This window comes from Winogradskyella sp. PC D3.3 (assembly GCF_054366245.1).
Genome location: NZ_CM135962.1, coordinates 3,750,669 through 3,771,394 on the forward strand (window position 1 = coordinate 3,750,669; position 20,726 = coordinate 3,771,394).

Below are 20,726 nucleotides of genomic sequence, written 5' to 3' on the forward strand. Positions count from 1 at the left end.
TTTCAAAAATAATTTAAAAATGCATTAGCACTTAGTCTTAATTACTTCAATATACTCCTATAAAACACAATATTTTTTTTGGCTTGTTTGTCTATATCAAAACGTTCCTCGACAAACTGTTTAGCTGCTTTCCCCATATTTAAGCATAAATCTTCATTTCCTAATAATGAGACAATTTTGCTAGCATATAATTCATGTGCTTTAGGATGAATTAAAAAACCACTTTTACCATCCTCCATTAATTCTTGAGCCCAACCAATATTACTATTGACCACTGGTTTTTGTAATGCCATAGACTCAATGGTAACCATGCCTAAAGTTTCTGCAAACGTTGGAAACACACATACATGAGCGTTCTTTATATAATTTTGAACTTCGCTATATGGTACTTTCCCTACGTATTGGACATCTCTTAAATTAATATCCTTAAAACGCTCTTTCATTAATACCCAAGTTGATGAACTCCCCGTTACAATATCGGGTGCGTCACTTCCTATTAAAACTAATTTAGCTGTAGGGACTTTTTGTTTCACCTTTTTAAAAATCTCGGGTAATTCTAATACCCCTTTTTTTCTAACTAATGTACCAATATATAGAACAGTATTTGTTTCAAAGATGGTTGGTTTATCATTTATAAAATTTTCCAGCTGTAAACCATAATGAATAGTTTCTATCGCTTTTTTATCTGAGATTTTAAATAGTTTTTTAGATAATTGTCCTGCAAAAGCCGTAGGTGCAATAAAGGCTACTGCTCCTCTTACAGCTAATAGTTCAAATAGTTTATTTTTCAACTTTTGCTTGCGACCCTCCAAATAACAAAAATAGCGATCACTGCCATGAAACCTCATTACAACAGGTATAGAAAACCTCATCAATGCACTTATACCTGTCCAATCTGCAACTTCTAAAATATCTATATTTTCTTCAGAGATTACCTTTTGAATAGAATGTTGAATATGTTTTCTGTATCGAAACCATTTCGCAAATCTATAATTTTTGTCTCCTATTAAATAAAAGTGAATGCCATTTTCAATAAAATAATCATCTTTATTTTGACCATAAACAAACACATAAATGCTATGCCCCTGCTTTCCCAAGGCCTTTGTTAAGTTACCAACACTAGTTCCTAAACCTGCAGCATATTTGACCTTAGAATGTGGATATTCTGGAGTTAAAAAGGCTATTTTTATTTTTTTTTCAGGCATTTATCAATTCACTTATAGTTTTCCAAATTGTTTCTGAAGATTTGCTTGGTGTCTCACCTACAATTCTTGAAAACCATTGCTTTGTTAATGGTACTGGATTAACATTTTCATCTAATAGCAATTGAACTTTACTTTTCAATTCCGTTTTACTTTTAGCCCAAACTACAGCATCTTCGCTAGGCATAGACCTAAAATGCACATATTTATAGTTTTGTCCTATATCTCTAATCCCTTTTTTTAATTGTGGTTGCTCGTAATTATAGTAAATACAAGGCTTATCGTGTATAACGAAATCAAACACAGTGGATGAGCACACATTTGTGACCATTTCTGTATGAATGCAAACATTAACAAGCATTTGAAAATCGTCTTTAGACGGAACAATTTGATCCCAATTTTTACCAATTGGCTTCCATATTGGTGCTAGTGGAACAATGACATCTTTATAGTTTTCTAGTATGGGATTATATCTATCCGTAAAATCTACAGGGCATTTTCTGTATATTATTCCTAAATTATATTTTTCTTTATTTAATGCTCTAACTGCTTTGGCTAAATCTTCTAAATAGTATTGATCTAAGGGTGAAGTGGTCTCATCATCTCCAGAAAAGCAGATATATTTTTTTTCTAAATCTAAATTGTATTTCTTAAAAAAATCTACTTTAGACATCACTAAAGAAGCATCATAATGAGGTTCGAATTGAGGAGTACCTGTTACTTTTACTTGATCCTCTGATATAAAAGAATAATAATAAAGTAGTTCCTTTTTCATGTGTTCACTCCATACGTAGTAATAATCAGTTTCTACTACCAACATGGCTTTAGGCACATTATCCCATGAGTATATAAAAGTTGCTGTAGGAATTCCTAATTCTTTTGCCGCTAACAAGGGAGCAATTGCTTGTGTTGATCTCTGACTTGTACATAAAACCATTTCCGGCTTATGTTTCTGTAATTGATTCTTACAATAAGCAAATTTGGATGTTCCCTTTTCTGTTTTTTTTATTTTTTCTCTTAATTTTATAATATCTTTCTCTGATGAACCTAATCCTATATAGGCGCTCATAAATGAACTTTTTACAATGTTTCTTAAACTATTATATAACAAAGGAAATTTATAAGTTTGATAAACCTCATCATTAAATTTTTTGGTCCAATAATTAAGTTCTTTTCTTTTTCTAACACGACTGTATAATTGCGTTAGAATATTAGTGGTTTTGTCTTCAATTTTTAATTCTTGAAAGTTTAATGAATCTGTTATAGAAAAATCTGTAATATTCCAGTACCATACATCAACCCCTTGCTTTTCACCTTCTTGTTTAAAATTTGTTAATGCAAAATTCCTAAGTCCTACGCCATCTGGAAAAAGCACGAATACTTTTTTATTCATTTTTAATTATAAATTATTCATTCAAAAATAATATTTTAAATTGTTAGTGAAACTTTATTATGCTTTATTTGAATTAAAATTAAACAATGAATTATTCCAGTAACTTTAATTATATATATTTGTCTTTGATCATTTTTGACTAACACTTATGAAAATTATAAAGTATAAAAAACCTTTTGTTATTGCTGAAATTGGATGTAATCATAAAGGGGATATAGAAATAGCTAAGGAACTTATAAAAGTCGCTAAAATATTCTGTAATGCCGATGCTGTAAAGTTCCAAAAAAGGAATAATAAAGAATTATTAACGGAAGATCAATACAAGGCACCACACCCTAATCCTGTAAACTCTTACGGAGATACTTATGGCTCTCATAGAGAATTTTTAGAGTTTGATATTGAACAACACCGAACTTTAAAAGCCTATTGTGAGGAAATAGGCATTGTATATTCAACATCAGTTTGGGATACGACCTCCGCTAAAGAAATAGCTTCCTTAAACCCTGATTTTATTAAAATTCCTTCCGCTTGTAACAACCATTTTGAAATGTTAGAATGGTTATGCGAAAACTATCCTGGGGAAATCCATATTTCTACAGGAATGACTTCGAAAGATGAAATTGAAACTTTAATCAATTTCTTTGTTGAAAGAAAAAGAAACCAAGATCTTGTTGTTTATAATTGTACTTCAGGCTACCCTGTACCTTTTACTGATGTTTGTCTATTAGATATTACATTATTAATAAATAAATATAGTGACATTGTAAAACATATTGGATTTTCCGGACATCATTTAGGTATTGCTGTAGATATAGCCGCATACACTTTAGGGGCAAATATTATTGAGCGTCATTACACCATAGACAGAACTTGGAAAGGAACCGATCACGCTGCGTCATTAGAGCCAATGGGGTTACGCAAATTATCTAGAGACTTAAAAGCCGTACACCAAGCACTTAGTTTTAAACAAAGCGATATTCTTGATATAGAACAAGTACAACGAGATAAGCTAAAGTATAGAAAAAAATAAGGCTGATAAATAAGAAAAGCATAAATTGAATTATTTTATGCTTTTCTTGTTTTAACATAAATTAAAAACGTTTGTTATAGTTACTAATCCATTCACAAGCCTCCCTAATTGCTCCTTCTCCAGAATTAGATTTTAATAATACATCGGCAAACGGTTTCACATGTTCTGTTCCATTTCCTGGCACAAATGACCAACCAACACTACATAGATTTGCTAGATCGTTAACATCATCACCTATATAGGCTATTTCCTCTAAATTCAAATTTCTTTTTTCTCTTAAGTCAGCCAAAAAAGCATATTTATCTTTTACTCCTAAAAAAACATCTTCAATATTTAGTTTTTTCATTCTGGCTGCAACTAATGGCGAGTTTTCCGATGTCATCACCATAATTTTTACTGACTCTTGTCTTAAAATCTCAAGTCCCATACCATCTCGCATATCAAATGTTTTGGTATGTTCACCGTCAGCTGTATAACTAATTGTGCCTTTTGTGAATACACCATCAACGTCTAAAACAAAATGAGTAATCGGTTTTGGTGCTCGTTTCTCTTTTAATCTTTGTATTAATAATTGTTCTACAATAACCCAGTCTTTTAATGAGTCGATTTCCGTAAGTGACTCCTCGCACATTTCAACGGTTCCTATATTACCACTAATTCTATTATTACTCTCTATAAACGCTTTTTTGGTTGTACAATATACAGCACCATTTTCAATTAATAAGCCTTCAAAATCTTGTCTTCTCGGTCTTTTAAAAAGGTTATAATTAATAGGCTCACCATTAGAACTCCATATAAATCTGTGAGAATTAACTACGGTTAATGCCGCATCATATAATTCGTTTTCAATTTTATCAATGCAATTATTTATATCTTTAGATACTGTTAAAGGCGAAGTTGCTTGTAGTAAACATAATACATCGAACTTATAATCTATTAGTTTAGAGAACTCTATCATTGCAGATTCTGTAGATGCTGAATCATCGGCATTTTTACTTCCTCTTAAAATTACATGTACTTTATTTGTCCAATGATATTCTTTTTCAATAAAACTTACAACTGACGCGTCATCAGTAAATACATAAACTTCATCTAACTTTGAAAAAATAGCTTCTTTTAACACCCAACAAAACAATGGTCTTCCAACCATTTTCTTTTTATTCTTGTTCGAGATACCTTTAGATCCCTTTCTTATAGGTATAAAGCCTATTGCTTTCATATATTTAAAATTTTGATGGTTTATTTAGTAAAAATTTAATACGGAATATTAACCGTTTAAAACTATAATATATATTTAGAAATAACCTTTTAAAGCTTCCGTAAACATCTGCTAAAAATTGCTTAACAACATCTAAAAAATTAAAATCTGTATGCCATAATTGATAATTCCCGACAATATCATTCTTAAACCTAAAAAACTTTTGCTTTCTAGTTCTCTTTATTTCATAGCTAAAAATAGCATTAACAAACTCTATATGGTAGCCAGCTTCTAAAACGCGTTTACTCCACTCCTTATCTTCAAACGTTGATACGTCTTCTCTAAATGGGTGTTTCTCCCAAACTTTTTTATTAAAGGCAGACCCTGAAAAAATCAATCCTGACCTGTTCGCATCCTCTTCCGCTGAAATATTATTAATATAATTTCTGTAATCGTTAGGACTATGCAAACATCTTAACCCGGCTAACTTAGGGTTTCTGTGAAATTTTTCTAATATCAATTTAAAAAAATCATGACTAATTGGGTAAGAATGTGCACTAAAAATAACAACGATAGGAAATGTTGCTGCGTTTGCTGCAATATTAGCACTTCCACCGTAACTAAACTTTTTAACCGTAACAACCCTAGCCCCAAACAATTCTGCTGTTTCTATGCTACCATCTGTAGATTCATTATCTATTACTATAATTTCAGAAATATCTTCAGCGTACCTTTCTGTAAGATTCTTTAATAAAAAAGTAAGAGCTATTTTTTGATTTTTATTTCTTATAACTACCGAAATCATTATTTATAATTTTTAAATAGACCTAATCTCTTTAATTTTGTTATTAGTTTTCTCCCCAGCTTAAACTCTAATGACTCTTTTATTTCTTGGTTTTTGACTCTTTGTACTTTTAAATCCTCTAAAAGAGCTTCAATTAAAAGATTATAATTGTTCTTGTACACGTCTTGGTGCTTGATAAAGATATATTTCATAATTTCTTCCTTATAAAATCTATTCGTTTCAATTAACATAGAATTATCTTTTTTTCTATAAAAAAACAAAGGCTCTTCAATAATCTTAAATCCCCAACCCTTTTTTAAAATTGAAATCCAAAATTCCCAATCTTCAAACCCATATTTCATACTTTCATCATAACCATCAACCGAGTCCCAACATTTTCTTCTGTAAAGAGACGTAGCAATTAACTTATTCTCAAATAAAATATCTTTTAAGCTATTTCCTTCAGGTTTAGAAATTTTAATGATCTGTTTAGAGGATTCCTTAAAATGTTTACTAGCACAAGATACGATGCCAAGTTTATCATCTTTAAATTCTCTTAAAACAAGTTCTAAATATAATTTATCAATTAAATCATCTGAATCTAAAGGTAAAATATACTCCCCTTTGCTTTCTTTAATTCCTGCATTTCTAGCACTAGATAAACCACCATTTTCTTTTTTAATATAACTAAATCTTGAGTCTCGCTTTAACCATGTATGTGCGACGTCTTCGGTATGATCAGGGCTACCGTCATTAACTATAATACACTCCCAATTTGAATAGGTTTGCATCAAAACGGACTCTAAGGTTTCATCTAGAAAATGAGCTTGTTTATAACAAGGTACAATAATGGACACTTTTGATTCTTTCATACAGTGTTATTAAAAAACATATTTATTTCTTTATTATACCGCGCATCACCTTTGTTAAAAAAATAATATGTAAAACCTATAGCATTTAACTTTAACCTAAGCAAAGCGTTAACTGATTTTAAAGAATTTAGCTCTTTTAAAAATAAACTCAAATGCTTTTTTAATAGTATCTTTTTTATGTTTTTCATACATTTTTCAAGTGCAATATTACTGTTTTTCTCATCACTCTCTTCTAATAAATAGTTATAGATTTGTTTCCAAACAGATAATTCTGAAACCACATCATTAATATTATTTTCATTAAACTTATAGCTTATAGATTGCTGATGCATTCTTGTTTTAATTAATACTTTTTGAATATTAATTCCCTTTAATCTATTTTGCTTTAGAACTCGGAAATTAAAATCTAGATCCTGAGCCCTTGATAAATCTTCTTTAAACCTTATGTTATTTACTATTTCTCGAGAATATAGTGTACTCGGAGTATTTAACACTATAGCAAACTCTAAAAAATTCTGCGTTATTTTTTCTAATTTATCTAAATTATAAGCCCTACGATAATACTCCTCGCCTCCAAAAGTTTCGAATCCACATAAAGCATAATCAAAGGGTTTCGGATTAGAATAAACTGCCAAAATTTTCATTTCAATAGCTTCTTCTAACAACAGATCATCACTATCAAACCATTGGATATAATCTCCTTTACTAACCTCAAACCCATAATTACGAGCGCCGTTTCCTCCCGGTAAATGATTATTAGGTCTGTGGTGGTATTGAAATCGAGCATCCTTTTTGCAATAGCTTTCCATGATCTCAGCCGTATCATCAACACTACCATCATCTACCACAATACACTCCCAGTTCGGATAAGTCTGGTTCAAAACTGAATCGAGGGTTTCACTAATAAGATGTGCTCGATTAAATGTTGGGATGATAATAGACACCAATGGTTGCTTGGTCATTTCTAACGTTATTTTTTAATATAAGTATTATTAACTACTTAAATATAATGAGATCCTTTTGTTTTATTCACAGCATAACTCTGGCGAACTGCTTTTTCTAATTTTTTAAGAGTTTTATATTCTTTTTTTAATCCTTTATAATTGTAAAAACTTAATAGAAAAGCTGCTTTTAAATATTGTTTTTTTGCATATTTAAGTTTTAATTTTAATTGGTGTAGTGCTTCTTTGTTATTAACATCAGCAAAACGGACTTTAAACTTTCTAATCGCTGAAGCGAAATAAGCCTCAGTATATTTTTTAGGTTGAATAGTTTTCCGCTCGGCTCTATCATGTATGACATACGACTGAGGCAAAACGCCAATTTTGAATCCGTGATATAAAACACGCTGGCAATAATTATCATCTTCAGCATAATGAAAAAATAGTGGATCAAACCCACCAACAGTTTCCAAACATGCTTTAGAAATTAACCAAGCCGCAGCATTTATAAAAGGGACCTCATAAACCGCTTTCAATGTATTGCCTAATACAAAATCAGAATAAAACTGACCCGAACACTCTTTACGCATAAAAATAGAGAAATTCTTATCTAATTTTATCTGATCACCAGTAATATGAATAGGGCTTAATATTCCATGCTTAGGCTGCTTTTTTTGAAACGCTACCAAATCATTTAAAACCGTATCTACTAAATACGCATCTTGGTTTAATAAAAATACATGTTCAGCACCTTGATCTAAGGCATAACGAATACCTAAATTATTTGCTTGACCAAAACCTAAATTCTCTTTTTGTTTAAATAAAATGACATTTGGGTAATTTTGCTCAATAAAAGCAACCGTGTTATCGATTGAAGCATTATCAATTATAATTACAGGATAATCCGCACAACTTTTTAAACACTGATCTAGCCAATGCATACCGTTATATGTTACTATTATTATATAGGTCAATGTGCTTTAATTTTTATTCCATTTATTTTTAAAACGTTCTATCTCTACTTCTGTGTAAAAATGTTTTACATAATCAGAATTATATATTCTATTAATGTATTCTGTTGGTAAACTTATATTGGTTTTAAAATCTTTATATACGTTATTAATAGATTTAGAGCTTGCTTCATTAGCTGAAATCAGTTCTATTTCTTCACCAAAAAAATCAATCATAGACTTGTCAAAAGTTTCAGTAATATTTTCAATTTTAAGCACTAATAGCGATATGTTCCCTTTCTCTAAAATAGAATACCCTTTTTCTTTATTAAAAATACTTAGAAGAACGTCCATATCGAAGACATCTTTTAATTCAGAATTCAACCACTCTAAATGAGAATCAATAACAAATTTATTATAGAAAAAATCATATAGCTTAGAGAGATCATTTTTCGGTGTAGTAATTTCAAAAGGGTAATTATTGTTTCTTGACTTAAAGACATATACATCATGCTTTTCTTCAAAATCAATCCACTGAAAAAACAAAGATATATTCCTACTAACAGGCTCTCTTATGACTGTAATTAACTTTAAATTTATAAATTTATTTTTTTTTATAATATCGCTTAACCATTGTGGTTTCCATAACAAATCTGTTGTTAGGTGTCTAGGGTATTCATTCTTACCGTAAACTTCGCTTTTAATCATTTTTTCTCTCTCTCGAAGGTAATAGTCATTTAATCTGTGTAAATGAAAAATATCTTTGCTTGGGTATGCTCCTTTTAATGACTCATATAAAGAAGTAGATGCTACTTTCCCCATGGTATATATTAGAATGAACTCTTCTGAAAACTTCCTGGATTTAGACAAGTTTCTTTGATATATATATTTATCAAAAAAATAAAATGATTTTAAATTACTAAGTAATTTACGTTTAACTTTTTTAATAAGTTTCATTTATAGTCTAACTTTTTTGAAATTAGTAATCACAAGTTTCATACTATATTTTATTGATTTGATTTTATTATAAACACCATTCTTTTTTCTAAAGTTAGAATACAACAACAAACTAGAAGCTTTAGCAAAATCTAATAAATAAATTTTATGAGAATAGTCCAACACAGTTTTTGAGATAAAACTTTTTAGCTTATAAATGTTAAAATCCGTATTATAGTTTTTAATATATTTAGCAATAATATAATCTAATTTCATTTGTTTAGAAGTTACCTGTCTCGAAATGCCTCCCTCATTTTTTCTATATACTGCAGTAACATCTTCTAATAACTTAATAGAGCCAAAGCAGGACACTAACAAAAACAAGGTTCTATCTGCTGACAAAACTTTTTTTGGAAAATCATTTTTAAATGCTGCTTTTCTAAACATAAAAGTTGCAGTGTGAAAATGTCTAGACTCTAACAAGTCATTTGTTTGTAATTTAGATTTCAACTTAGACTTAAATAAATGTTCCTTAGTTGAGCCTTCATACTTTACTAAGGAGTTTGTTGCAATACCTGAAAAATCATTATGTGCTTCTAAAAAATCTACCTGTTTCTGTAATTTTAAAGGATCAGTCCAATAATCATCTCCATCTAAAACGGCAATATATTCTCCAGAACATTGTTGTACCGCAAAAACAAAATTTGGCGTGATTCCAATGTTCTCCTTTTGACTAAAATATTTAATCTTACCAACTAATTTATTTTCGTTAATAAAATCAACTATAATAGAATCTGTAGAATCTGGAGAACGATCATTCGACAATACAATTTCAAAATCAAAATCACAATCTTGTTTTAAAACACTTTCTATAGCTTGTTGAATATAATTTTCATGACCATAAGTAATCATGCAAACTGAAACTTTCATTTGCTTTTTTATTTTGAAATAATCTTTCCAGGAACGCCGACTACTGTACAATTATCCGGTACATCTTTTATGACCACCGTCCCTGCTCCTACAATTACATTTTTACCTATTTTAACATTAGGAATTACAACAGCACTAGTTCCAATACTAGTTCCATTGCCAATAATACAATGCCCTGAGATATTTACATCTGGTGAAATCTCTACGAAATCCCCTACTACACAGTCATGTCCTATTGTTGCATTTATGTTTATCAAACAACCTTTTCCAATTTCGATACTATTGGTTACAATAACACCCGACATAATAGAAGTGCCCATCCCTACCTCTACGTCAAAACTACCTACTTCACTATTTTTAGAATAAACTGTTAATGGCTCAGCTCCTAATTCCATAAATTTCTGATATAAACTTTCCCTGTGCTTAGGCTGTCCCAACCCTAATACAAATGATTTATCTTCTGATTTCGACAAATAAGATTTTACCGCATCAAAAGATGTTAATAATCTAAACCTATCATAAATTTTTAAGGGTAAATCAGTGCTAACATTATCAAAAAACACAATATCGTCATCGTGCAGATCCATATCTACGGATACAATTTGTAAAATTTCTTTAGCAAAACCTTTGGCTCCAATAATTATCATAGTAATTGTTCTTTTACAATATTAATAATTTGGTTCAAATCCTCTGATCCTAAACCGGCATAAAGCGGTAAACATAAAATTCTTAATGATATAGATTCAGAAATTTCCATACGTTGCTGCTCAATATATGGCAATCTATTTAAAGAAGGGTAAAAATAACGTCTAGGAAAAATAGAATGTGTTTCTAAAGCTTGTTTAACTTTTAATAATTGCTTTTCATCTTCAAAAATAACAGGATAGTAGCTATAGTTCCATTCAGTATGCTTTCTAATTTTTAGTAATTGTAAATTTGTTGTTGCAAAAGCTTCATTGTAGCTGTCAACTACTTTTTTACGCTCTGAGAGTATCTCACCCATATACGGAAACACCGCTAATCCCATGGCAGCCTGTGGTTCGCTCATTTTAGCATTTATTCCTAAACTACTAAAATGCTCTGGTCCATCATGTCCAAAATTATGATATGAAAATAGGGTTTCAAAATAGTTTGACTTACAAAACAAAGCCCCTCCTTCTCCTGTATGAAATAGCTTTGTAGCATGAAAACTACATGTACTTACATCACCACAGTTAAAAACAGATTTCCCCTTATAAGTCACACCAAAACAATGGGCCGCATCATAAATAACCTTTAAGTTATGTTTTTTTGCTATCCCTTCAATAACCTCTATTTCACAAGGGTTACCAAAAACATGCGTTGCCAATATCGCCGACGTTTTATCTGTTATGGCAGCTTCTATTTTGTGCTCGTCAATCGTTAAGTATTCTGGATCTATATCTACAAAAACAGGGGTACAACCTTCCCAAACAATACTACTCGTAGTAGCGACATAACTAAAAGGGGTTGTAATAATTTCGCCTTTTAAATCTAATCCTTTTATGGCTATTTGTAAGGGTAAAGTCCCATTGGTCATAGCAATGATATTAGACAACCCTAAAAACGATTGTAATTTAGCTTCTAATTCCTTAACCAAAACCCCTCTGTTAGTCATCCACCCAGTATCCCAAGCACGTTTTAAAATTGCTTGGTACTCTTCTTGTGGTGGTAAAAATGTTTTGGTGACGTTAATCATTTACTTTGATTTATTTGCATGTACTTGATAATTATCTGGTAATTGAATATTAAAAAAAGCACCTAACTTTTTCCATTTATCAGTATCTTCAAGCTCAGCTGTAAATAAAGAATTTGGACTAATTACATTAAAAAAATCTACTATTTCTTTATTTCTTAAATTATATACATTTTTATAATGTGTTCTATGAGTTTCATTAATATCGAGAAGGTTATCTGTTTTACGGATAGTTTCATAAAAATGTTTATCAGAAAAAGTCTTGTAAAACTCTTCTTTTCTATCGTAAATACTAGAGTGCCTAAATGTGTTACCTAATGTTTTACCATTAGAGTGACTCATCATAGAATTAAACCATTTATCTGCGTCTCTTGTGAACAAAATAAATTTAGCATCGGGAAAGCGGTAATATAGCACTTTATAGAAATCCACTTCCCACCACGGGTTATCTTCAAAAACTTGATAATTTCTAAATTCTTTAGAATTAAATATACTCTCATAATCACCTAAAAACCTTTTCACAGACCAATTATTGCTTCTATTGGTATCATAACTTGCTACTCTAAACCCAAAATCTTTAAAGAATTGTCCCACGGAAGTTGTCCCTGTTCTCTGAAATGAAATACAAAATATTTTACTTTTCTTTTTCTTAAACATTTCTGATACGTTTATAAATTAACCCATTCAAAATTTGGTTTTAAGGCACCTTTAGTTTTCCCCATCCACTCACCTAGTTCAACCCCTTCATCTATAACATTAAAACTTAACTGATCTTTTGCAACAAACAAAGACTTTTTACCATCCGTTATCAATACATCAACAAATAAAACTCCTTGATTGAAAAAATTTTTAGGGATTATCATTTTTTTAGATTGTATATCACCTGTTTCAGTATTAAAATAGTCTGACGAACAAACAAATAGAAAATAACCTTGATCATCTTTAAATCGTAAAACCGATTTAACCTTTTTCTTTCCACTATTTTTTAATTTTAATGAAAACTCAATAGACTCTGTTCTTAAAATAGGTTCTCCAAAAGATTTGCCTATTGCTTTAACACCAAATTCTAACAATTCAAATTTTAGCCCTTTAAAATCATCAGAACTAAAATATCTTATTTGATTGGCTCCTTTATCATTGCCTATTTTTAAATAATGATCTACACATTCGTCTGTTTTACCAGTAAATACAACATTGCCATTCTCCAAAACAATACCTCGTGTACACAAACTTTTAACCGCCGCCATATTATGACTTACAAACAAAACAGTTCTTCCGTCACTGTGAGATATGTCTTGCATTTTACCTATGGCTTTTTTCTGAAACTCAGCATCACCAACGGCAAGCACCTCATCTACCACTAAAATATCAGGCTCTAAATGAGCTGCAACAGCAAAAGCTAAGCGTACTTTCATACCAGAGCTATAGCGTTTAACAGGAGTATCCACATATCTTAAACAGCCTGAAAACTCAATAATTTCATCTATTTTAGAATTGATTTCAGCTTTGGTCATCCCAAGGATAGCGCCATTCAAATAAATATTTTCTCTCCCTGTCATTTCAGGGTGAAATCCAGTACCTACTTCTAATAAAGACGCGATTCTTCCTTTGGTTTTAATCTGTCCTGTTGTAGGTCCTGTGACACGAGATAAAATTTTTAGTAAGGTTGATTTGCCTGCCCCATTTTTTCCAATAATCCCAAGAACCTCACCGCGCTTAACTTCAAAATTGATATCTTTTATTGCCCAAACATAGTCGGAATCACCTTTCGAACTTCTATCATTAGCTTCACCCACTTTTAAATAAGGGTCTTCCTTTCCTCTAATCCTATTCCACCAACGATTAAGATCATGACTGATGGTACCTGTACCTACAAGTCCTAAACGGTACTGCTTACCTATATTTTCTACTTTTAAAATTATTTCTGAACTCATTATATGGTATCAATAAAGCTTTTTTCAGTTTTATTAAAAATAATTAATCCTATCAGAAAAATTATAAAACTTGTTATTATAGTATATATTAATTTATTGATGTCTAATTCTCCAACACCAAAGACCATGGTCCTAAAGGACTCAATGATAATAGCAATAGGGTTCCATTCTATTAACCAATAATAATTAGGCAATTTATCCTTAAAATAAGACATTGGATACATGACTGCTGACCCATACATTAATAATTGCACACCAAATTGAACTAGAAAAGTTAAATCTCTATATTTGGTAGTCATTGAAGATATTATCATACCAAAACCTAATCCTAAAAGCGCCATTAAACCTATTAACAGAGGTAAAAGCAATAAACTTAATTGTGGCATAACATTAAACGTATTGCCTGTAAAATATAGGTAATAGATATAAAAACCAATAAATACCAAAAGCTGAATACCAAATTTCAATAAATTTGAAACAACAACAGACATAGGCATTATAACTCTAGGAAAATATACTTTTCCAAAAATGTTTTCATTCTTTTTAAAGGTATCACTAGTACCAACCAAACAGTCTTTAAAATAGTTCCAAGATGTAATACCTGCTAAATTAAACAGGAAATTAGGCACACCTTCACCAGTAGGAATATCTGCTAGGTTATTAAATATTAAAGTAAATATTAGTGATGTAAATAAAGGTTGAATTAAGTACCAAAGCGGTCCGAGAACCGTTTGTTTATACAATGTTATAATATCCCTTTTTACAAATAAAAATAATAAATCTCTATAATTCCAGATTTCTTTAAAATTAAGATCTAGAAGTTTCTTTTTTGAAGAAATGACATACAACCAATGCTCTTCTGCAGTTTTCAATTATAAACTTGTTTTTTAATAATATTGCGAATATAAGAAAGGAAAATTACTTAAGTTAATAAGTCTTTTGAATTGTATAAGTATTATAGTGATTTATCATTTTCATTATCCCTTCTTCTACAGTAACTAAATCTCTTCCTAGCAAAGATTTCATCTTAGTTATATCTGGGCATCGTCTAGTCATATCGCCTTCTTTTAAAGATGGAAGAAAAATGATTTCTGATGTTGAATTAGTAAGCTCTATAATTTTTTCTGCCAAATGTAATATACTTATTTCATTACCATTACCAATATTTAAAACATCATTAACATACGCATCTTCATATAAGGCTTTAAGGCAAGTATCTACATTATCATCAATATAACAAAATGAACGTGTTTGATCTCCATTACCATAAATTGGAATAGGCTGATTATTCATTGCCAATTTCAAAAATCTAGGCATTACAAAATCATTACTCTGAAAAGGCCCATAGGTATTAAAAAAACGAAAAATTGTATAATCTAAATCGTTTTCCTTTTGATATGCTTTAAGAAATGCCTCACCAACATTTTTCACAATGGCATAAGGTAATCTTGAATTTAAAGGTGTTGTATTTTCATTTTGAGGAATTTCAAAAGGCTCCCCATAAACTTCTGATGAACTCGAATAAAAAACACGTTTTACACCAGAGTTTTTGGACAATGACAGTATATTCTTTATACCGTCTATATCATGTAATACATTTATTGGGTTTTCTAATGTTCTTTCAACACCAACAACTGCTGCAAAATGAAATACATAATCGAATTTAAAAGTTGCAAAGATTGAGATAATGTCATTATAATCATTGACATCTGCCTTTATAAACTTAATATTTTCTTTTTTAGGAATTTTGGATTTTTCTCCAGTAGAAAGGTTATCTATAATTACAACCGTTACATTTTCTTTTAATGCTAGTTTAGCAGCAATCGAACTCCCTAACTGACCAGCACCTCCAGTTACTAAAATATTTGTCATTAATAATTAATGTTTATATTAAAGTTTAGAAATATCAGGGGAATACACTAGACCTTATTTAATTAACTCGGAATAAAGATATTAATTTTAAACAAACAAATCAATTATAGATGAATTTTCTCTAATTAAAAGAATCCCAAGTAATTTTTAAACCTTCTCTTACAGTATATTTTGGTTTATAACCTAATAAATTTTGAGCCTTTGAAATATCAGCTAAAGAATCTCTTACATCTCCCTGTCTATTAGGACCATAAATAGCCTTTAACTCAGAATTTGCTGCAATACGCAATGATTCCCATAAGTAATTTATAGTAATACGCTCACCACAAGCTACATTAAAGACCTCATTTTTGGCATCTTTAGAGGCAAAAAATCCTTTTACATTAGCCTGAACCACATTATCTATAAAAGTAAAATCTCTTGTTTGCTCACCATCTCCATTAATTTTTGAAGGCTCATTATCTTTAAGCGCCTGCATGAATAATGGAATTACAGCAGCATAAGCACCACTAGGACTTTGCTTAGGGCCAAATACATTAAAATATCTTAAGCCAATTACATCAGTATCGTAAGTTGTTCCAAACACATCAGCATACAATTCATTTACGTATTTTGTGACAGCATAAGGCGACAACGGTTTACCTATAGTATCTTCTACTTTAGGCAAGGCTTTACTATCTCCATACGTTGAACTAGACGCCGCATAAACCATACGTTTCACCGTCGGACTATCTTTCAAGGCAATCATCATATTTAAAAACCCGGAAATATTAACTTCATTCGTCGTTGCAGGATCATTAATAGAACGCGGTACCGAACCTAAAGCGGCTTGGTGAGAGACATAATCTATCCCGTCCATTACTTTTTTACACGTTTCTAAATCTCTGATATCTCCTTCTATAAGTTCGAAAGCAGGATTACCCATAAATTCGGTCAAGTTTTCACGATGACCATTAGAAAAGTTATCTAAAACGCGTACTTTTTTTGCGTTATACTTTAATAAATACTCCGTAAGGTTAGAACCGATAAAGCCTCCTCCGCCTGTGATTAAAAAATTTAACTGAGAAAGATCGGCAGTATGGTGTGGGTTTGAATACATTATAATCGTGCGTCTATAGTGTCTATTGGAAGTAATGATTTTACATCGAAAACAACACCGGTTTGTGATTTTAATTTAGTGATATCTAATTTTAAAAATTCGTTATGTGAAACCGCTAAAATTACAGCATCATAATCGGAACTTAAATCACTAAAATCGTTAATTAAGTTGAGTTTATACTCATGCTTTACTTCTTCAGCTGAAGCCCAAGGATCATAAACATCAACATTAACGTCATAAGTCTCTAGCTCTTCAATAATATCAATAACTCTAGAGTTTCTAATATCTGGGCAATTTTCTTTAAAAGTGATTCCCAAAACAAGGGCATTAGCCCCTTTAATAGTCGCTCCTTTTTTAATCATCATTTTTACAGTTTCAGTAGCAACATAACTACCCATACTATCATTCATCTTACGACCTGCTAAAATAATTTCAGGATTATAACCAGATTCTATGGCTTTTTGGGCCAAATAATAAGGATCAACTCCAATACAATGCCCTCCAACTAAACCTGGGGAGAATTTTAAGAAATTCCATTTCGTACCTGCTGCTTCTAAAACTGCCTTGGTATCAATATCTAAAAGTCTGAAGATTTTAGATAACTCATTAACAAAGGCAATATTAATATCACGCTGAGAATTCTCAATCACTTTAGCTGCTTCTGCAACTTTTATAGAAGGAGCCATATGTGTACCTGCAGTGATGACTTTTTTATAAAGGTCATCCACTTTTATTGCGATTTCTGGTGTAGAACCAGAAGTGACTTTCAATATTTTTGTAACCGTATGCTCCTTATCACCTGGATTTATGCGTTCAGGCGAATAACCTGCATAGAAATCAGTATTATAAACCAAACCTGACGATTGTTCTAATACAGGAACACAGATATCTTCGGTAGCACCTGGATAAACTGTAGATTCATAAACAACAATATCACCTTTAGATAAAACCTTACCTACCGTTTCACTAGCCTTAATTAATGGCGTAAACACAGGTTTGTTTAAAGCGTCAGTTGGTGTAGGCACTGTAATAATATAATAATTGGTTACCGATAAGGCCTCAATATCATCTGTAATATACAAGCCTTTACTAGCATTTAAATCAGAAGTTAGTACCGATTTTAAATCATCGTTTTCAACTTCTAAAGTCTTATCTAACCCAGTATTTAATTCACTGATACGTTGTTTATTAATATCAAAACCAATGACAAAGAATTGTTTTGCAAATTCTACAGCAAGTGGCAAACCGACATAACCTAATCCTATTATTGCAATTTTATCTTCTGAATGATTCATTTGTTTAAAATAGATTTTAAAATAAGTGTCAAATCTAAGTAAAAACTGTAATTCTGAACGTACTTTTTGTTTATTTTCACCTTATCAACCCAAATAATCGTTCTATTGTAATGTTCTGGATCCTTTTGACACTTTAAAATACGTTCTTCGTGTCTATATTTTAAAGTTGCTGGACCTGTAATTCCTGGTTTAACCTTTAAAATTATACGATCCTCCCCTTTTAGTTCATCAGCAAATCCCTTTAAATCAGGTCTTGGGCCAACAAAACTCATATCACCAATCAGTACATTATACAACTGAGGTAATTCATTCAATCTAGTAACTCTTAGAAATCGACCTATACGTGATGCACTAGCATCTAATTGACCTAAGGAATATTCACCATCAGGCAAAGTTCTGATTTTATAAATTTTAAATAGCTTACCGTATTGGCCAACCCGTTCTTGTGAATAAATGCCCCATTTTCGAGTATCTATAGTGGCTATGAGAACCAATAACAGTATAGGAAAGATAAGTAACGGCAGACACATTAAAACAAAAAAAACATCAAAAAAACGCTTAATAGAAAGCTGACTTTTACTAATCATGCGCATACAGTTAAATAATATCCTAAATCCTCAGACTCAGTCCCTGACTACAGGAGCAGACGCCAAATTAAATTTCATATAAAGAAATCAAAGACGGAAAATTCTAATTCTACTTCACCTACCCTAAAGCCAACAGCTAAAGGCTAAAAAAAATCAAATCCGCTTCAAGAACTCTTTAACCTTTTTAAAAACAGATTGATTATCTTTTTCATGATAAGTATTACCATAAACACCATAACCATAGCCGTAACCATAACCATAGCCGTAACCATAATTACTATTGTTTTTATGTCTATAAAAATTAAGCACAAAACTCACATTTCTAAGTTCCCCCGTTTGGTGTTTTGCATTTACCAGTTGTAGCATTCCTTTTTTAGTATAATCCAATCGCACCATAAAAATAGTGGCATCAACATATTGGGTTAATTCTAATGCATCTGTAACTAAGCCTAATGGTGGAGTATCTAAAATAATCATATCATATTCTTCTTTAAGCACCGTAATCATTTCTTTCATTCTATCACTCATCAGTAATTCCGACGGATTAGGAGGAATTGGACCTGAAGGACATATACTTAAATTTTCAATATGCGTCTCGGTTATTACCTCATCTAGAGAACTATCACCAATAAGGTAATTAACAACACCTTTGTCATTTGTCACACTAAAATCATCAAATATTTTTGGCTTACGTAAATCTAATCCTAATAAAATGGTTTTTTTTCCAGAAAGGGCATAAACCGTTGCAATATTAATTGATGTAAATGTTTTCCCTTCACCACTAACTGAAGATGTTATCATTAAGGTATTCGCCTTTGTTTCAGAAACAGAATTTTTAAAAATAAACTGCAAACTCGATCTAATTGCCCTAAACGACTCAGCTACGGCAGATTTTGGCTTTTCATAAGCCACTAAATTATTTTTGTATCGGTACTTTCCTATTAATCCTAAAATCGGGATTTTAGACATCCTTGTAACTTCGTCTGAACCATGAATGGTACTATCTAACAGATAAATTACAAAAATTAAAAACATAGGAGTAAAAAACCCCATCATTAAAGCCATCATGTAATTTAGGGACTTATTTGGTCCAATTGGTGCATCACCAATATCCTTAGCCTCATCTATAACAGTAATATCAGATACGTTTGCTGCTTTTACAATTGCAGCTTCTCCTCTTTTAGCTTGATAAATATCAAAAGCTTCCCTACTCAAATCTAACTTACGCTGAATCTTTAGGTATTCTTGTTGGTCCTCAGGAAGTCCTATAAGCTTAGATTCTAAATTAGCTATCTTTCTATTTATGGTATTTAATTGTACACCTATAGTTTGCTTTGTAACATTAATTGTTTCCAACAAAACATTTTTCTCAGTATCGAGCTGGCGATCTACATCTTCAAAAAGTATAGACCCTTCTTTAGTGGAGTATTCAAGGTTTCGCCTTTCTACGGAAAGAGCTATAATTCGACTTACACTTGTTAAAATATTCCCTTCTTCAATACCAACAGATGATGGTGCTGCAATTTTAGTGTAGTCTGTTTTTGTTCTTAAATAATTTTCTAAAGTATTTAAATAATCTAACTTAGATTCTTCATTTAGTTTTTCTAGATCATAAGCCTTCAACTGTTCTGAAATCTGACTTATTTCAACCTCTACATTAAAAACCTTATTATCCTTTCTAAAGCTATTCATTTCATCCGTTACAGCTTTCAGGTTTAAATCTACTGCACCTAAACTACTATCAATAAACTTTATGGTATTTGTCGCATAGAGATTTTTTCGTTCTAATTCTGTTCTACTCAAAATAGCAGATGTTGCATTAAGAAAGTCAACAATTTTAGATTTATTCTTCCCTATAAGTGACAACCTTAAAACGGATAAAGACTGTTTAGAGTATGGCTCAATATTAATACTGTTTTTATATTGATTTACAACACTGTCAAAATTTAAATATTTTACAAAGTATGTATCACCTTTAGTCACCAACAC

20 protein-coding genes are annotated in these 20,726 nt (G+C 31.0%); 1 reads left to right on the forward strand and 19 read right to left on the reverse strand.

Annotated features, from left to right (window positions below; all coding sequences use genetic code 11):
- Window positions 1-41 precede the first annotated feature (41 nt).
- Both ACXGSQ_RS16695 and ACXGSQ_RS16700 read right to left on the reverse strand, forming a co-directional pair.
- Window positions 42-1,205: a glycosyltransferase family 4 protein gene (locus ACXGSQ_RS16695; protein WP_458627279.1), complete on the reverse strand. Its 1,164-nt coding sequence runs from the start codon at window positions 1,203-1,205 to the stop codon at window positions 42-44.
- Complete coding sequence (locus tag ACXGSQ_RS16700) at window positions 1,198-2,595, reverse strand: UDP-glycosyltransferase (RefSeq protein ID WP_458627280.1); 1,398 nt, start codon at window positions 2,593-2,595, stop codon at window positions 1,198-1,200. The genes ACXGSQ_RS16695 and ACXGSQ_RS16700 overlap by 8 nt, the downstream gene beginning before the upstream one ends.
- Before the next feature lie 148 nt (window positions 2,596-2,743).
- On the opposite strand from ACXGSQ_RS16700, the gene ACXGSQ_RS16705 reads away from it, so the two are divergent.
- Window positions 2,744-3,625, forward strand: coding sequence for an N-acetylneuraminate synthase family protein (locus ACXGSQ_RS16705; RefSeq protein WP_458627281.1), 882 nt, complete (start codon window positions 2,744-2,746; stop codon window positions 3,623-3,625).
- A 61-nt stretch (window positions 3,626-3,686) separates the two neighbouring features.
- Here the strand turns inward: ACXGSQ_RS16705 and ACXGSQ_RS16710 are convergent, their stop codons facing one another.
- The 17 genes from ACXGSQ_RS16710 to ACXGSQ_RS16790 form a co-directional block, all read right to left on the reverse strand.
- Window positions 3,687-4,844: a cytidylyltransferase domain-containing protein gene (locus ACXGSQ_RS16710; RefSeq protein WP_458627282.1), complete on the reverse strand. Its 1,158-nt coding sequence runs from the start codon at window positions 4,842-4,844 to the stop codon at window positions 3,687-3,689.
- Window positions 4,845-4,848: 4 nt separating this feature from the next.
- Window positions 4,849-5,628, reverse strand: coding sequence for a glycosyltransferase family 2 protein (locus ACXGSQ_RS16715; protein WP_458627283.1), 780 nt, complete (start codon window positions 5,626-5,628; stop codon window positions 4,849-4,851).
- The gene (locus ACXGSQ_RS16720; RefSeq protein WP_458627284.1) at window positions 5,628-6,479 is read right to left on the reverse strand and encodes a glycosyltransferase family 2 protein; all 852 of its coding nucleotides are present in this window, start codon (window positions 6,477-6,479) and stop codon (window positions 5,628-5,630) included. The genes ACXGSQ_RS16715 and ACXGSQ_RS16720 overlap by 1 nt, the downstream gene beginning before the upstream one ends.
- Window positions 6,476-7,441, reverse strand: a complete 966-nt coding sequence (locus ACXGSQ_RS16725; RefSeq protein WP_458627285.1) for a glycosyltransferase family 2 protein — start codon at window positions 7,439-7,441, stop codon at window positions 6,476-6,478. Before ACXGSQ_RS16725 ends, ACXGSQ_RS16720 begins: the two co-directional genes overlap by 4 nt.
- 38 nt (window positions 7,442-7,479) lie before the next feature.
- Window positions 7,480-8,361 (reverse strand): glycosyltransferase family 2 protein, encoded by an 882-nt coding sequence (locus ACXGSQ_RS16730; RefSeq protein WP_458627286.1) that lies wholly within the window; start codon window positions 8,359-8,361, stop codon window positions 7,480-7,482.
- A 39-nt stretch (window positions 8,362-8,400) separates the two neighbouring features.
- Complete coding sequence (locus ACXGSQ_RS16735; RefSeq protein ID WP_458627287.1) at window positions 8,401-9,327, reverse strand: putative capsular polysaccharide synthesis family protein; 927 nt, start codon at window positions 9,325-9,327, stop codon at window positions 8,401-8,403.
- Window positions 9,328-10,236, reverse strand: a complete 909-nt coding sequence (locus ACXGSQ_RS16740; protein ID WP_458627288.1) for a glycosyltransferase family 2 protein — start codon at window positions 10,234-10,236, stop codon at window positions 9,328-9,330.
- Window positions 10,237-10,244: 8 nt separating this feature from the next.
- Window positions 10,245-10,883, reverse strand: coding sequence for an acetyltransferase (locus ACXGSQ_RS16745; protein WP_458627289.1), 639 nt, complete (start codon window positions 10,881-10,883; stop codon window positions 10,245-10,247).
- Window positions 10,880-11,953: a DegT/DnrJ/EryC1/StrS family aminotransferase gene (locus ACXGSQ_RS16750; RefSeq protein WP_458627290.1), complete on the reverse strand. Its 1,074-nt coding sequence runs from the start codon at window positions 11,951-11,953 to the stop codon at window positions 10,880-10,882. The genes ACXGSQ_RS16745 and ACXGSQ_RS16750 overlap by 4 nt, the downstream gene beginning before the upstream one ends.
- The gene (locus ACXGSQ_RS16755) at window positions 11,954-12,607 is read right to left on the reverse strand and encodes a sulfotransferase (RefSeq protein WP_458627291.1); all 654 of its coding nucleotides are present in this window, start codon (window positions 12,605-12,607) and stop codon (window positions 11,954-11,956) included. It abuts the gene before it with no gap.
- Between the two features lie 11 nt (window positions 12,608-12,618).
- The gene (locus ACXGSQ_RS16760; RefSeq protein ID WP_458627292.1) at window positions 12,619-13,884 is read right to left on the reverse strand and encodes an ABC transporter ATP-binding protein; all 1,266 of its coding nucleotides are present in this window, start codon (window positions 13,882-13,884) and stop codon (window positions 12,619-12,621) included.
- Window positions 13,884-14,756 (reverse strand): ABC transporter permease, encoded by an 873-nt coding sequence (locus ACXGSQ_RS16765; protein WP_418636165.1) that lies wholly within the window; start codon window positions 14,754-14,756, stop codon window positions 13,884-13,886. The genes ACXGSQ_RS16760 and ACXGSQ_RS16765 overlap by 1 nt, the downstream gene beginning before the upstream one ends.
- A gap of 55 nt (window positions 14,757-14,811) precedes the next feature.
- Window positions 14,812-15,756, reverse strand: coding sequence for an NAD-dependent epimerase/dehydratase family protein (locus ACXGSQ_RS16770; protein ID WP_458627293.1), 945 nt, complete (start codon window positions 15,754-15,756; stop codon window positions 14,812-14,814).
- A gap of 121 nt (window positions 15,757-15,877) precedes the next feature.
- Window positions 15,878-16,855 (reverse strand): SDR family oxidoreductase, encoded by a 978-nt coding sequence (locus tag ACXGSQ_RS16775; RefSeq protein WP_458627294.1) that lies wholly within the window; start codon window positions 16,853-16,855, stop codon window positions 15,878-15,880.
- Complete coding sequence (locus ACXGSQ_RS16780) at window positions 16,855-18,150, reverse strand: nucleotide sugar dehydrogenase (RefSeq protein ID WP_458627295.1); 1,296 nt, start codon at window positions 18,148-18,150, stop codon at window positions 16,855-16,857. The genes ACXGSQ_RS16775 and ACXGSQ_RS16780 overlap by 1 nt, the downstream gene beginning before the upstream one ends.
- On the reverse strand, window positions 18,147-18,737 hold the full coding sequence (locus ACXGSQ_RS16785; RefSeq protein WP_458627296.1) for a sugar transferase: 591 nt from the start codon (window positions 18,735-18,737) through the stop codon (window positions 18,147-18,149). Before ACXGSQ_RS16785 ends, ACXGSQ_RS16780 begins: the two co-directional genes overlap by 4 nt.
- Before the next feature lie 153 nt (window positions 18,738-18,890).
- On the reverse strand, window positions 18,891-20,720 hold the full coding sequence (locus ACXGSQ_RS16790) for a polysaccharide biosynthesis tyrosine autokinase (protein WP_458629375.1): 1,830 nt from the start codon (window positions 20,718-20,720) through the stop codon (window positions 18,891-18,893).
- Window positions 20,721-20,726: the final 6 nt, after the last annotated feature.